13 protein-coding genes are annotated in these 12,716 nt (G+C 58.8%); 11 read left to right on the top strand and 2 right to left on the bottom strand.

What is annotated here, in order from left to right; genetic code table 11:
- Positions 1–357 precede the first annotated feature (357 nt).
- On the bottom strand, positions 358–3,501 hold the full coding sequence (rne, locus tag HKD46_RS10120; RefSeq protein WP_161653383.1) for a ribonuclease E: 3,144 nt from the start codon (positions 3,499–3,501) through the stop codon (positions 358–360).
- Between the two features lie 414 nt (positions 3,502–3,915).
- Here rne and rluC point away from each other — a divergent pair, with 414 nt between their 5' ends.
- Positions 3,916–4,860 (top strand): 23S rRNA pseudouridine(955/2504/2580) synthase RluC, encoded by a 945-nt coding sequence (gene rluC / locus HKD46_RS10115; protein ID WP_201896700.1) that lies wholly within the window; start codon positions 3,916–3,918, stop codon positions 4,858–4,860.
- Between the two features lie 52 nt (positions 4,861–4,912).
- On the opposite strand, the gene HKD46_RS10110 is transcribed toward rluC, so the two are convergent.
- Positions 4,913–5,494 carry a nucleoside triphosphate pyrophosphatase gene (locus tag HKD46_RS10110; protein ID WP_041215169.1) on the bottom strand — a complete coding sequence of 194 codons (582 nt, stop codon included), beginning with the start codon at positions 5,492–5,494 and terminating at the stop codon, positions 4,913–4,915.
- Positions 5,495–5,605: 111 nt separating this feature from the next.
- Here HKD46_RS10110 and HKD46_RS21340 point away from each other — a divergent pair, with 111 nt between their 5' ends.
- The 10 genes from HKD46_RS21340 (at position 5,606) to fabF (ending at position 12,675) form a co-directional block, all read left to right on the top strand.
- The gene (locus HKD46_RS21340) at positions 5,606–5,860 is read left to right on the top strand and encodes a hypothetical protein (RefSeq protein ID WP_234716530.1); all 255 of its coding nucleotides are present in this window, start codon (positions 5,606–5,608) and stop codon (positions 5,858–5,860) included.
- Between the two features lie 30 nt (positions 5,861–5,890).
- Positions 5,891–6,307, top strand: coding sequence for a hypothetical protein (locus tag HKD46_RS10105; RefSeq protein WP_234891602.1), 417 nt, complete (start codon positions 5,891–5,893; stop codon positions 6,305–6,307).
- Between the two features lie 196 nt (positions 6,308–6,503).
- Positions 6,504–7,025: a 23S rRNA accumulation protein YceD gene (gene yceD / locus HKD46_RS10100; RefSeq protein WP_029314532.1), complete on the top strand. Its 522-nt coding sequence runs from the start codon at positions 6,504–6,506 to the stop codon at positions 7,023–7,025.
- Positions 7,026–7,045: 20 nt separating this feature from the next.
- Positions 7,046–7,213 carry a 50S ribosomal protein L32 gene (gene rpmF / locus HKD46_RS10095; RefSeq protein WP_005300935.1) on the top strand — a complete coding sequence of 56 codons (168 nt, stop codon included), beginning with the start codon at positions 7,046–7,048 and terminating at the stop codon, positions 7,211–7,213.
- Between the two features lie 9 nt (positions 7,214–7,222).
- Positions 7,223–8,242: a phosphate acyltransferase PlsX gene (plsX, locus tag HKD46_RS10090; RefSeq protein ID WP_010674739.1), complete on the top strand. Its 1,020-nt coding sequence runs from the start codon at positions 7,223–7,225 to the stop codon at positions 8,240–8,242.
- 6 nt (positions 8,243–8,248) lie between these two features.
- Positions 8,249–9,208 carry a beta-ketoacyl-ACP synthase III gene (locus HKD46_RS10085; RefSeq protein ID WP_010674740.1) on the top strand — a complete coding sequence of 320 codons (960 nt, stop codon included), beginning with the start codon at positions 8,249–8,251 and terminating at the stop codon, positions 9,206–9,208.
- Positions 9,209–9,274: 66 nt separating this feature from the next.
- Complete coding sequence (gene fabD, locus HKD46_RS10080) at positions 9,275–10,210, top strand: ACP S-malonyltransferase (RefSeq protein WP_042017641.1); 936 nt, start codon at positions 9,275–9,277, stop codon at positions 10,208–10,210.
- Between the two features lie 13 nt (positions 10,211–10,223).
- Entirely contained in the window at positions 10,224–10,958 is a 735-nt protein-coding gene (gene fabG, locus HKD46_RS10075) for a 3-oxoacyl-ACP reductase FabG (protein ID WP_039041169.1), read from the top strand.
- 157 nt (positions 10,959–11,115) lie between these two features.
- The gene (gene acpP / locus HKD46_RS10070) at positions 11,116–11,352 is read left to right on the top strand and encodes an acyl carrier protein (protein ID WP_005300909.1); all 237 of its coding nucleotides are present in this window, start codon (positions 11,116–11,118) and stop codon (positions 11,350–11,352) included.
- A gap of 81 nt (positions 11,353–11,433) precedes the next feature.
- Positions 11,434–12,675 (top strand): beta-ketoacyl-ACP synthase II, encoded by a 1,242-nt coding sequence (gene fabF, locus HKD46_RS10065; RefSeq protein WP_171865366.1) that lies wholly within the window; start codon positions 11,434–11,436, stop codon positions 12,673–12,675.
- Positions 12,676–12,716: the final 41 nt, after the last annotated feature.

Raw genomic sequence — 12,716 nt, 5'->3', positions numbered from 1 at the left:
AGGTTGCCCTATGTCTGGCATTCCCGTTCAACCTGGGTTGTCTCAGCCACCACTGAATACACCGACTGTGCTACCAAAGGGGAACGCTGCCAGACTGTTTGCCAATGGCTTCATATGCTGTCAATGCACGGACCCTGTCGACAAAGCAGAGCATGTCGTGATGCTTTGACAGAGATGAATCCTCTGTCTGGTGTGTTATTCACGTCTTGTTTGGACTGGGTGTCTGTGGTCGCTGAACATCGGGAAAGCGGCGGATATCGAACGGGCAGGGGGGAGAGCAAGGCGATGTCAGCCCCAAAAAAGAGAAAAAAAAGAGCCACACGATGTGTGGCTCTTTATTCAGACTAACGAGTCTGCTCAGGGGCGACCGGCCGGGCTGGTTGCCACGTTGCTGGCAGCGGTGCTGCCACCGTGGCGACCGGAGGTCACGACTTCGCTGCGTACCAGGGGAGCGTACTCCACGGGTTCACGGGGTGTCGGGGCAGGAGCCGCAGCCGGCGTTGCCATGGGGGCATAAGCCTTGCGGGCACGGGCCAATACACCGGCACCCTTGCTGACCTTCACTTCGGGGCTGGTTGCTGGCTCGGTTTGCACCACTGCAGCCGGCATCTCGACGACCTTCGCCTCGGCGGTGGCCGTCTCCTCAGCGATCACGACAGGTGCCGCTTCAGCAACCGGTGCAACCTCTTCTGGGATGGCCTCCACTTGCTGGGTCTGCTCGACAGCGTCGATCAAGGCTACAGGTTCGTCATGAGAGGCGGTGTCGACGATAGGTTCGACCATCTCGGGTTCGACAACTGCCACTTCGGCGGCGGGTTCAGCGTCTGCTTGCGCAGCCTGTTCAACTTCGTCAGTGGAGGGCGCGTCCACTGCCTGGGCTGCCAGTGCTTGCTCTGCCGCTTCCTCAGCAACGGCTTCAGCCACCACGTGCTCGGTCAGAGCGGCGGAGGCCTGCAGGGCTGCTGCAACCGCTTCTGCGCTCGGAATGGTGATGACAGGCACAACCGGTTCTTCCACCTTCACCTGAGCCGCATCGGCCTGGGCCGCGGTAGTCAGCTGCACTTCACCTTGTGCTTCGTCTTCACGCTGGCCACGAGCCTCTTCGTTGATGCGCTTGCGACGTTGCCCTTCGATGCGCTGATTGCGCGGGGTACGGCGGGAACGACGCTGACCTTCGCCTTGCTCTTCTTGCTGCTCAGCGGCGGCTTGCACGTCGGCGACATCGATGATTTGCTCGTCAGTCGGCAGGGCAGGGGTGTCGGTCGCGGCGACATCGACACGGATCTGCTTGCGCAGTTGGCGACGTTCGCGGCGCTCGGCCACTTTTTGCTCTTTTTCCTGACGCGGTTCAGCGCTGGCGACCGCAGTATCAACGGTATCAACCGCCTCGACGATCACCTCTGCACGGGGTTCGCGGGGGGCGCGAGGTTCACGAGCCGGACGCGGGGCACGAGGTTCGCGCTCCTGGCGGGGTTCGCGAGGCTCACGCTCCATGCGCTGCTCGGTGCGCACTTCGCCACGGGGTTCCCGTTCCTGGCGCGGTTCCCGCTCTTGACGAGGCTCACGCTCTTTGCGCGGGCGACGATTGCGATCACTGCTCTCGCGGCTGGCTGCGCCTTCACGCTTCTCGCCGGCCTCGGCATTGCGACTGCCGCGGTTGTCGTCGCGACGACCACGTTGACCACGGCTGCGGGATTCATCGCGCTGGTGACGGTGCCCGTCATCCTTGCGAGCTTCGCGCTGGGCGGCCGGTTTGTCGGCAGGCGCCTTCACCTCGGCCGGAGCCGCATCGGAGGAGGCACCGAACAGGCCGGAGAAGGCCTTGGCCAGCTTGCCAAAGAAGCCGACTTGTTCTGCAACCGGAGCGGGAGTCGCAACAGGAGCCGGGGCGGCGGGCGCAACCGGCTGAGGAGCCGGGGCAAACCCTTGCAGCAGCGGTTGTTCACGCTCGACTACCTGAGCTTGGCGCGGCTGGTAGACCGGCTTGGCAATCTCGGTTTTGAGCTCGTAGCTGGCCGCTTCTGGGATCTCGTTCTGACGGATGCGGGTCACTTCGTAGTGCGGGGTTTCCAGATGCTGGTTCGGAATGATGTAGACACGCACATCATTGCGCTGTTCCAGATTGGCGATGGAGGTACGCTTCTCGTTGAGCAGATAGGCGGCCACATCGACCGGCACCTGGGCATGCACCTGCTCGGTGTTGTCCTTCATGGCCTCTTCTTCGATGAGACGCAGGATGGACAGGGCGAGGGATTCGTTGTCACGGATGACCCCCTGACCCTGGCAACGGGGGCAGATATGGCTGCTGGACTCGTTGAGGGAGGGACGCAGACGCTGGCGAGACATCTCCAGCAGACCGAAACGGGAGATACGGCCCAGCTGGATACGGGCACGATCCTGATGCACCGCTTCACGCAGACGGTTTTCCACTTCGCGCTGATGGCGAAGCGGGGTCATGTCGATGAAGTCGATGACAATCAGGCCACCTAGGTCACGCAGGCGCAGCTGGCGAGCGATCTCATCGGCCGCTTCCAGGTTGGTCTGCAGGGCGGTCTCTTCGATATCGCAGCCCTTGGTGGCGCGGGAGGAGTTGATATCGATGGAGGTCAGTGCTTCGGTCGGATCGATGACGATGCTGCCGCCGGAGGGCAGGCGCACTTCGCGCTGGAAGGCTGACTCGATCTGGCTCTCGATCTGGAAGTGGTTGAACAGGGCGACATCACCCTTGTAGAGCTTCACGCGATTGAGGAAATCGGGACGGACCAGCTCGATATGTGACTTGGCGCGCTCGAAGATGACCGGGTTGTCGATCAGGATCTCGCCCACATCGCGACGCAGATAGTCACGGATGGCGCGCACGATGACGTTGCTCTCCTGGTGAATGAGCACCGGAGCGGAACGTTGTTGTGACGCCTTATGGATGGAGTCCCAGTGATTGAGCAGAACGTTCAGATCCCACTCCAGCTCTTCCGGGGACTTGCCCACACCGGCGGTGCGCACGATGAGGCCCATGCCGTCCGGTACGGTCAGTCCGCTCAGGGCTTCCTTCAGCTCGGTCCGCTCGTCACCCTCGATGCGACGGGAGATGCCGCCGGCACGGGGGTTGTTCGGCATCAGCACCAGGTAGCTGCCAGCCAGACTGATGAAGGTGGTGAGGGCTGCACCCTTGGTACCACGCTCTTCCTTGTCGATCTGGACAATCACTTCCTGGCCTTCGCGGACCACTTCTTTGATGTTGGGACGACCCTGATAGGAGTAACCGGAGGGGAAGTAATTGCGGGCGATTTCCTTTAACGGCAGGAAACCGTGGCGTTCGGCGCCATAGTCAACAAAAGCAGCTTCGAGACTGGGTTCTACTCGGGTGATTTTGCCCTTGTAAATGTTCGCTTTTTTCTGCTCGTGTCCCGGACTTTCAATATCCAAATCGTAGAGCTGTTGTCCGTCAACCAGCGCTACGCGCAACTCCTCTTCCTGAGTCGCGTTGATTAGCATTCTTTTCATTGAGTTCTCATTATTTTGTCATTTTGATTCCTCCACTGGGTCCTGCCGGCGCCGGCCTCGGGTCTTCAGCATGCTGGGGCAACCTCCCGGTTGGGGTATGCATGAGGCGCAAACTAAGGGCACTCTGGTTCAGCCTTCTCGAGAGGGCGTGAATTAAGGATACCGATGTGGAGACAATTTACGTCGGCTCTGTTTGTGTTCTCCATGCGTTGTACCTCGCACCCGGGAACCGTCATGTTCTTGTATACACGGTGTTTCGGGATTGGGTGGCATACATTTTGGCCACTTAGTACAAGGCTTGAACACAATGACAAAACCTTGTTTATTATCCCATTTAAACCACTTTTATAGCAAGACGCCATTTTTTAACAAAGCATGCAGCCAAGGGCTGTCGGCGGTGTTAAAATCCGCGCCATGACACAGATACATCAACAAGTGCAGCTGCTCACCATCGAAGCTGAGCATGACGGGCAGCGCATCGACAATTTTCTCAAGACTCAGTTAAAGGGCGTCCCCAAGAGCCTGATTTATCGCATCCTTCGAAAAGGGGAGGTGCGGGTCAACAAGAAGCGCATCAAACCGGAATACAAGCTTTGTGCCGGTGACGAGGTGCGGGTGCCCCCCGTGCGTGTGGCCGAGAAGAATGAGTTGCCTTCTGCCAACCTCGGCAGCATCCAGCGTCTGGAGAGCCAGATCCTGTTTGAAGACGACGCCATGATAGTGCTAAACAAGCCGTCCGGCATGGCAGTGCACGGCGGCAGCGGCCTCAGTTTTGGCGTCATCGAAGGGCTGCGTGCTCTGCGCCCCGAAGCCCGTTTCCTCGAACTGGTGCACCGGCTGGATCGCGACACCTCCGGCGTGCTGCTGGTTGCCAAGAAGCGCAGTGCCCTGCGCAGCCTGCACGAGCAGTTGCGGGTCAAGACCATGCGCAAGCAGTATCTGGCGCTGGTGCGCGGCCAGTGGCAACCCCACGTCAAGGTGGTCAATGCGCCACTTCGCAAAAATGATCTGCAATCCGGCGAGCGGGTGGTGCGGGTCAGCAGCGATGGCAAACCTTCCGAGACCCGGTTCCGGATTACCCGTCAGTTTGCCGAGGCCACACTGGTCGAGTGCAGTCCCATCACTGGCCGTACTCACCAGATCCGTGTCCACACCCAGCACGCCGGCCATCCCATCGCCTGCGATGACAAATATGGTGAGGCCGGGTTTGATGAAAAGATGCGAGGGCAGGGGCTAAAGCGTTTGTTCCTGCACGCCTGGAAGCTCACCTTTACTCATCCGGTGGACGACCGGGAGATGCAGGTGGAAGCGCCATTGTCACCGGAGCTTGAGGCGTTCCTCGCCAAGCTGCCACGCTGACAACCATGAAAAACGGGAGCCTTGGCTCCCGTTTTTCATGGCAGAGTTCTTGTTATGGGAGAGCCAGGCCGTGGCGACCCAGGAGATCAACCAAGCCTATCAGGGGAAGACCGACAAGGGCGTTGGGATCACGCCCCTCCAGCGCCTTGAACAAGACGATGCCCATTCCCTCGCACTTGAAGCTGCCGGCACAATCCAGAGGACGTTCGGCCTCCACATAGCGACGGATGGCGGCTTCATCGAGCGAACGAAAATGCACGGTGAAAGGCTCGACGAGCTGCTCGGCATGGCCATTTGCAGCATTGATCACGCACAGCCCGGTGTAAAAGATGACGCGCTTGCCTTGTGCCCGCAGCAACTGCTCGACCGCCTTCTCCACCGTGCCGGGTTTGCCGAGGATCTGCCCGTCACAGACGCACACCTGATCTGAACCGATGATCAATCCTTGATCACGGTCAGCGGCAACGGCATTCGCCTTGGCAAACGCCAATCTGCTGACCAGAGCTTCTGCGGTCTCCCCGTGTCGCGCCGTCTCATCGACTTGAGGCGCAGCACAGTGAAATGGCTGACCGAGTTTTTCCAGCAAGGTCTTGCGGTAGGACGAGGTGGACGCGAGGATCAAGGAAGGCTGCATGTTTTGATGATATCCATTTATAAATCAATTGGTTGATTCTATCTGTGCAGATGGGGCCACGCAAACAGGAGATGTCTACAGCGGGACTCGCCTAATTAGCGGGAAGCATGCATGCTGAGGAAACCACAGCACAAACACAAGAGATCGGAATTGAGCGTGATGACACGATATGCGGCCTTGGTCATGGCACTGATCTCCTTCGCCAGCTGGGCAGGGACATGGCAACTTCGCCAGGGGGATGAGGGGGTGATGCTTTGGACCCAGCCACATCCTCCGACCTCTTTTCAGGCCTTACGTCTGGAGATGCGCGTGAATGCCGATCCTGGCGCGCTGATCACGGTACTGCGCAACACGGTGCGCCATTAAGAGTGGTTGCCCCAGAGCCGTGAAGTCAGGGTGCTGGCCAGATCTGGTCCCGACGATGATCTGGTCTATACCCGCCTGGCGTCTCCCTGGCCGGTGCAAGACAGGGAGCTCATCACCCGCTCCCATTTGAGTCGACGCATCGATTGCGGCCTGACTCTCGAGGTGTGGGCAGAGCCGAATGCCCTGCCATTGCATGCAGGGCTGTTCCGGATCCAGGAAAGCGCTGGACGGTGGGAGGCGCTACCCCAACGGGATGGCAGCACACTCGTTCGGCTCGAAACCTATACCAACCCGGGCAACATCTTGCCGGGCTGGCTGGTCAATCCCATTGCCATCAAGGCTGCCGTGGGCAGTTTCAAAGCCATACGCAGACTGATGGAAGCCGAGCCCAGAGTGGCTGCGACACCAGGCCTGCTGGGGAGAGACCCGCGCTGTTCTGCCACCTGATGAGACACCAAGGAGCACATCCGGTGGACAGACAGGAGAGGGGAACAGGATCCTGTGCCAGATCCTGCACGATATGGCATAATCGGCCACCGATGAGCACAAGTTCCTCTTGCAGGGGCCTGTGAAGGTAAAATCATCGGCGGTAAGGACTTTTTCCTTTGACTATCCCTTGTTGGACCTATAATATTCGCGCCCTATGCAAAAGGTGAAGTTGCCCGTTAAGGTTGATCCAGTCCGTAATGCCTTGAAGCTACTCGATTATGTCGGGATAGTGGAAAAGTCGCAGATGCCCAGGCTGGAGGAATCAACCGAAGGCTTGCGAAGTGATGTGGATGTCACACTGCACTTTGGCAAAGATGTCCAGAAGTTGACCGTTATGAAAGGCACTGCCCATGCCAAGGTCGACCTGGTTTGCCAGCGTTGTGGTGAGACGTTTGAACACCTTTGTGAAGCTAGTTTTATTTACACTCCGCTGTTCGAAAGAACAAACGAGGAAGAACTGCCGGAAGCTTATGAGCCCATTGAGTTGGACGAAAACGGCGAGATAGATCTTCATCAAATCCTGGAGGATGAACTCATCCTCTCGTTGCCTCAGGTAGCCATGCATCCGGTGGATGTGTGTCCCAGAGGAAACATGGAGATGACCTGGGGTGAAATCGAACCTGCTGATGAGCGGCCGAATCCCTTTGCAGTTCTTGAAGCGCTCAAACGTAAGTGAATTTTAGGAGTTAGCCTACCATGGCCGTACAACAGAACCGTAAAACCCGCGCCAAGCGTGGCATGCGTCGTTCCCACGATGCGCTGACCACCGCTGCCCTGACTGTTGATCAGACCAGTGGCGAAATTCATCGTCGTCACCACGTGACTGCCGATGGTTTCTACCGCGGTAAAAAGGTAATCGCTTAAGGATTGCCTTTGTCTACGCAAACTGTCGCGCTAGACATAATGGGGGGAGATATCGGCCCCTCGGAAACAGTGCCTGCCGCCGTGCAGGCACTGTCTCTTCTACCCCAGCTAAAACTTGTTCTGGTCGGTGATCAACACCAGACCGCCTCTCTTCTGCAGCAACATGGCTTGCTCAACCACCCTCGCGTTCGTCTCGTGCATGCCTCCCAGGTCGTGGGCATGGGCGAAAAGCCTATCGTGGCGCTGCGTACCCTGAAAGACTCCTCCATGCGCGTGACCCTGGATCTGGTCAAGAGCGGCGCTGCCGATGCCTGTGTCAGTGCAGGCAACACCGGTGCCTTGATGGCCATGGCCAAGTGCGTGCTCAAATCCTTGCCCGGTGTTGACCGGCCAGCCCTCATCAAGGCGCTGCCCACATTGAGTGGAAAGCGGACCGTGATGCTGGATCTGGGTGCGAACGTGAGCTGCGATGCCGACACCCTGCTGCAATTTGCCGTGATGGGCGCCGTAGTCGCAGAGAAGGTGGAGGGGATACCTTCACCCAGAGTGGCACTGCTCAACGTAGGGGAGGAGGAGATCAAGGGCAACGACCTGGTGCGCCACAGCGCCGAGTTGCTGCGCCAATGCTCCGCCCTAAATTTTGTCGGTTTCATTGAGGGGGACAGGATCTTCAGCGGCGAGTGCGACGTGATCGTCTGCGACGGTTTCGTGGGCAACGTGGCGCTCAAGACCGCGGAGGGGGTGGTGCGGATGATGGCCGAACTGGCCGGATATCCGCGCAAAAAACGCAGTTTTCTTGGTCGACTCGCCGGATTTATGTTCAAACGGCGTTTCTCTTACCTGAACCCCGACCAGTATAATGGCGCGAGTCTGTTAGGATTGCGCGGCATTGTGGTAAAAAGCCATGGGCGGGCCGAGCGCCGCGCTCTGTGTCATGCGATTCTGCTGGCCGCACAAGAAGCCAGACATCAACTTCCATTGCAAATTGCAGATCGCCTTGAATCTGTCTTTTCCGACAGGGATTTATAAAACTCTATGCATAGCAAAATTCTGGGTACTGGCAGTTATCTGCCGAGTTCGGTTCGTACCAACGCCGATCTTGAACAGATGGTTGAAACCAGTGACGAATGGATCGTGGAACGCACCGGGATCCGTGAACGCCGTATCGCCGGAGCCGACGAAACCGTCGCGACCCTTTCTCATCAGGCGGCCTTGCGTGCGCTTGATGCGGCAGGTCTGACTGCCGCCGATCTGGACATGATAGTGCTGGCCACTACCAGCGCAGAGAATGCCTTCCCAGCTGCTGCCTGTGAACTGCAGGGGCTGCTTGACGTACCGGGGATCCCGGCGTTTGACGTAGCCGCCGCCTGTGCCGGCTTTACATATGCTCTCGCCATCGCCGATCAGTTCGTCAAATCCGGCGCTGCTCGCCACGTGCTGGTTGTCGGTGCGGACGTGCTGTCACGCATGTGCGATCCCGAGGATCGCGGCACCATCATCCTGTTCGGGGATGGGGCAGGGGCCGTGGTCATCGGTGCCAGCGACACTCCTGGGATCCTCTCCACCCATCTGCATGCCGATGGCCGTTATGGCGAGCTGCTCAAACTGCCGCAGCCCCGTCGCGGCATGCCGGGTGCTGAGCTCGAAGCCTACATGTACATGAAGGGCAACGATGTCTTCAAGGTGGCGGTGACACGCCTTAGCGAGATCGTGACCGAAACCCTGGCTGCGGCCAACGTCGAGCCGAGCGAGCTGGACTGGCTGGTGCCCCATCAAGCCAACTTCCGCATCATCAATGCCACCGCGAAGAAACTCGGCATGGGGCTCGACAAGGTGATCCTGACCCTGGATCGTCATGGCAATACCTCCGCGGCCTCCGTGCCCATCGCCTTCGATGAAGGGGTGCGCGATGGTCGCATCAAACCCGGCCAGCTGGTCCTGCTGGAAGCCTTCGGCGGCGGTTTTGCCTGGGGCTCTGCGCTGGTTCGCCTCTGATACCGAGCGGTGCCCGGTCCTCGGGCGCCCGCTTACCGAATTCGTCTTACCTTAAAGGAATCAATGATGACCCGATTTGCCATTGCCTTCCCGGGACAAGGCTCCCAGAGCGTCGGCATGCTGGCCGAGCTGGCCGAGCAACACGCCGTGATTAAAGAGACCTTCGCCGAGGCGAGCCAGGTGCTGGGTTATGACCTGTTTGCCCTGGTTATGGCAGGCCCGGCCGAGGATCTCAACAAGACCTGGCGTACCCAGCCAGCGCTGTTGACCGCCTCCGTCGCGCTGTGGCGCCTGTGGCAACAACAAGGCGGGGCAACCCCTGCCGTGATGGCCGGCCACAGCCTGGGGGAATACTCCGCTCTGGTGTGCAGCGGCGCGCTGGCGTTTGCCGATGCCGTCAAACTGGTCGAGCTGCGTGGTCTGGCCATGCAGGAAGCCGTACCGGAAGGCACTGGCGCCATGGCTGCCATCATCGGTCTGGACAACGAAAGCATCGCTGCCAACTGTGAGAAAGCGGCCCAGGGGCAGGTGGTCTCTCCGGTCAACTTCAACTCTCCAGGCCAGGTGGTCATCGCCGGCCACAAAGAGGCGGTCGAGCGTGCCAACGTGCTGATGAAAGAGTCAGGTGCCAAGCGTGCCCTGCCGCTGCCGGTCTCCGTGCCCTCCCACTGCGCCCTGATGAAACCGGCCGCAGAAAAGCTGGCCGCCGCCCTGGATGGGATCGAGATCAAGGTTCCTGCCATCGCCGTCATCAATAATGTCGACGTCTCTTGTGAGCAGGATCCTGCCGCCATCAAGCAAGCCCTGGTGCGTCAGCTGTTCAGCCCGGTTCGCTGGACGGAAACGGTAGAGCGCATGGCCAACGACGGTGTTACCCTCGAAATCGAGATGGGCCCGGGCAAGGTATTGACCGGCCTGGCCAAGCGCATCGATGCGCGAGTGGAAGGTATTCACGCCAACGACGCCGCCTCGTTCGAGCAGGCGCTGGCCCAGATCAAGTAAACAGGAGCAAGTCATGAGTTTTACCGATAAGGTTGTGTTGGTCACTGGCGCCAGCCGTGGCATTGGTCGTGCGATTGCGGAGACGTTTGCTGCTCGTGGCGCCAAAGTCGTGGGGACCGCGACCAGCGAGAGCGGTGCCGAAGCGATCAGTGCTTACCTGGGTGAGCAAGGCTGCGGCATGGCACTGAACGTGACCAGTCAGGAATCCATCGAAACCGTCTTCGCCGCCATCAAGGCGCGTTTTGGCGACATCGACATCCTGATCAACAACGCCGGCATCACCCGCGACAACCTGCTGATGCGGATGAAGGATGACGAGTGGAACGAGATCATCGACACCAATCTCACCTCCCTGTACCGTCTGAGCAAGCCGGTATTGCGTGCCATGATGAAAAAGCGCAACGGTCGCATCATCAGCATCGGTTCCGTAGTCGGCACCATGGGCAACGCTGGTCAGGTCAACTATGCTGCTGCCAAGGCTGGTCTGGTTGGCTTTACCAAGTCGCTGGCCCGTGAAGTGGCATCCCGTGGCATCACGGTGAATGCGGTTGCTCCCGGTTTCATCGAGACCGACATGACCAAGGCGCTCAATGAAGAGCAGCGCGCCGGCATCATGAATCAGGTGCCTGCCGCCCGTTTGGGCGATCCGAAAGAAATTGCTGCCGCTGTGGTATTCTTGGCATCGGATGATGCCGCCTATATTACCGGCGAAACCCTGCATGTTAATGGCGGGATGTACATGGTGTAATCAATTTGTCGTGAGTTCTGTTCAAATTTGCGATAATACGCCGAAGTTTGGCGAATTTCGTGGTTTGACCAGCGGCAAGTCACTTGCAAACTCACGTCAATTGAATACACTACCCCAACCAGACGCAATAGCGTATTTTTAAAGGAAAATTCAGGTCATGAGCAACATCGAAGAACGCGTAAAGAAAATCATCATCGAACAACTGGGTGTTAAAGAAGAAGACGTGAAGAACGCTGCCTCCTTCGTCGACGACCTGGGCGCTGACTCTTTGGATACCGTTGAACTGGTAATGGCGCTGGAAGAAGAATTCGATACCGAAATTCCTGATGAAGAAGCCGAGAAGATCACCACTGTTCAAGCGGCTATCGACTACATCACCGCTAATCAGGAATAAATTCCTGTTCTGAAAGAAGCGGCCCAAGGGCCGCTTCTTTTATGTTTACCCCTTTCAAAACACCTCTCGGAGACTACCTCAGTGTCAAAACGCAGAGTCGTGGTGACCGGCTTGGGGATGCTTTCCCCGGTAGGCAACACTGCCGAATCCAGCTGGCAAGCCCTGCTCAAAGGGCAGAGCGGCATTTCCCTCATCGACCACTTTGATGCAAGCGAGTTCGCAACCCGTTTCGCAGGCCTGGTCAAGGATTTCGACCCCGAAGAGTTCGGCATCAACCGCAAAGAAGCCCGCAAGATGGATCTCTTCATCCAGTATGGCGTGGCGGCGGGTGTTCAGGCCCTGGAAGATTCCGGCCTGGTCATCAGCGAAGAGAACGCGGAGCGGGTAGGCGTTGCCATCGGCTCCGGTATCGGCGGTCTGGGTCTGATTGAGCAGAACCACAGCAGCCTCATCAATGGCGGCCCCCGCAAGCTGAGCCCTTTCTTCGTTCCGTCCACCATCATCAATATGGTGTCCGGTCATCTTTCCATCATGAAAGGCATGCAGGGCCCGAACATCGCCGTGACTACCGCCTGTACCACGGGTACCCATGCCATCGGCATGGCTGGCCGGATGATTGCCTATGGCGATGCGGACGTGATGGTCGCCGGTGGTGCCGAGAAAGCCTCCACCCCCATGGGCATGGGCGGCTTTGCCGCTGCCAAGGCGCTCTCCACCCGTAATGACGAACCGCAGAAGGCGAGCCGCCCCTGGGACAAGGATCGCGACGGTTTCGTGCTGGGCGACGGTGCCGGCGTGTTGGTGCTGGAAGAGTATGAACATGCCAAGGCCCGCGGCGCCAAGATCTATGCCGAGCTGGTCGGCTTTGGCATGAGCGGGGATGCCTATCACATGACGGCCCCTCCCTCGGACGGCGATGGTGGCGCACGCGCCATGAAGAACGCCATCAAGGATGCTGGCATCGCACCCGAGCAGATCGGTTACATCAATGCCCACGGTACCTCCACGCCCCTTGGGGATGTGGCAGAGCTGCGCGGCATGAAGAAGGTGTTTGGTGACCATGCCAGCGCCCTGATGGTCAGTTCCACCAAGTCCATGACAGGCCACCTGTTGGGTGCGGCTGGCGCCATCGAGGCGATCATCACTGTGCTCTCTCTGCGTGACCAGATGGTGCCTCCCACCATCAACCTGGACAACCCGGATGATGAGTGCGACCTGGATCTGGTGCCGCATGTTGCCAAGGCCGGCAGCTTCGAATATGCCCTCTCCAATTCCTTCGGTTTTGGCGGCACCAATGGCTCCCTGATCTTCAAACGCGTATAATTCGCTCTGGGCGAATGATAAGGCCCGATACGGCAGTATCG

Source organism: Aeromonas sp. TW 6, assembly GCF_013168745.1.
Lineage (GTDB): Bacteria > Pseudomonadota > Gammaproteobacteria > Enterobacterales > Aeromonadaceae > Aeromonas > Aeromonas caviae.
This window is presented reverse-complemented; position numbering and strand designations above follow the sequence as displayed.

Coding starts and splice junctions, on each gene's coding strand:
- rne (WP_161653383.1), bottom strand. CDS start 3,501: ATGAAAAGAATGCTAATCAACGCGACTCAGGAAGAGGAGTTGCGCGTA.
- yceD (WP_029314532.1), top strand. CDS start 6,504: ATGCAAAAGGTGAAGTTGCCCGTTAAGGTTGATCCAGTCCGTAATGCC.
- fabD (WP_042017641.1), top strand. CDS start 9,275: ATGACCCGATTTGCCATTGCCTTCCCGGGACAAGGCTCCCAGAGCGTC.
- HKD46_RS21340 (WP_234716530.1), top strand. CDS start 5,606: ATGCTGAGGAAACCACAGCACAAACACAAGAGATCGGAATTGAGCGTG.
- rpmF (WP_005300935.1), top strand. CDS start 7,046: ATGGCCGTACAACAGAACCGTAAAACCCGCGCCAAGCGTGGCATGCGT.
- fabG (WP_039041169.1), top strand. CDS start 10,224: ATGAGTTTTACCGATAAGGTTGTGTTGGTCACTGGCGCCAGCCGTGGC.
- rluC (WP_201896700.1), top strand. CDS start 3,916: ATGACACAGATACATCAACAAGTGCAGCTGCTCACCATCGAAGCTGAG.
- HKD46_RS10085 (WP_010674740.1), top strand. CDS start 8,249: ATGCATAGCAAAATTCTGGGTACTGGCAGTTATCTGCCGAGTTCGGTT.
- HKD46_RS10110 (WP_041215169.1), bottom strand. CDS start 5,494: ATGCAGCCTTCCTTGATCCTCGCGTCCACCTCGTCCTACCGCAAGACC.
- acpP (WP_005300909.1), top strand. CDS start 11,116: ATGAGCAACATCGAAGAACGCGTAAAGAAAATCATCATCGAACAACTG.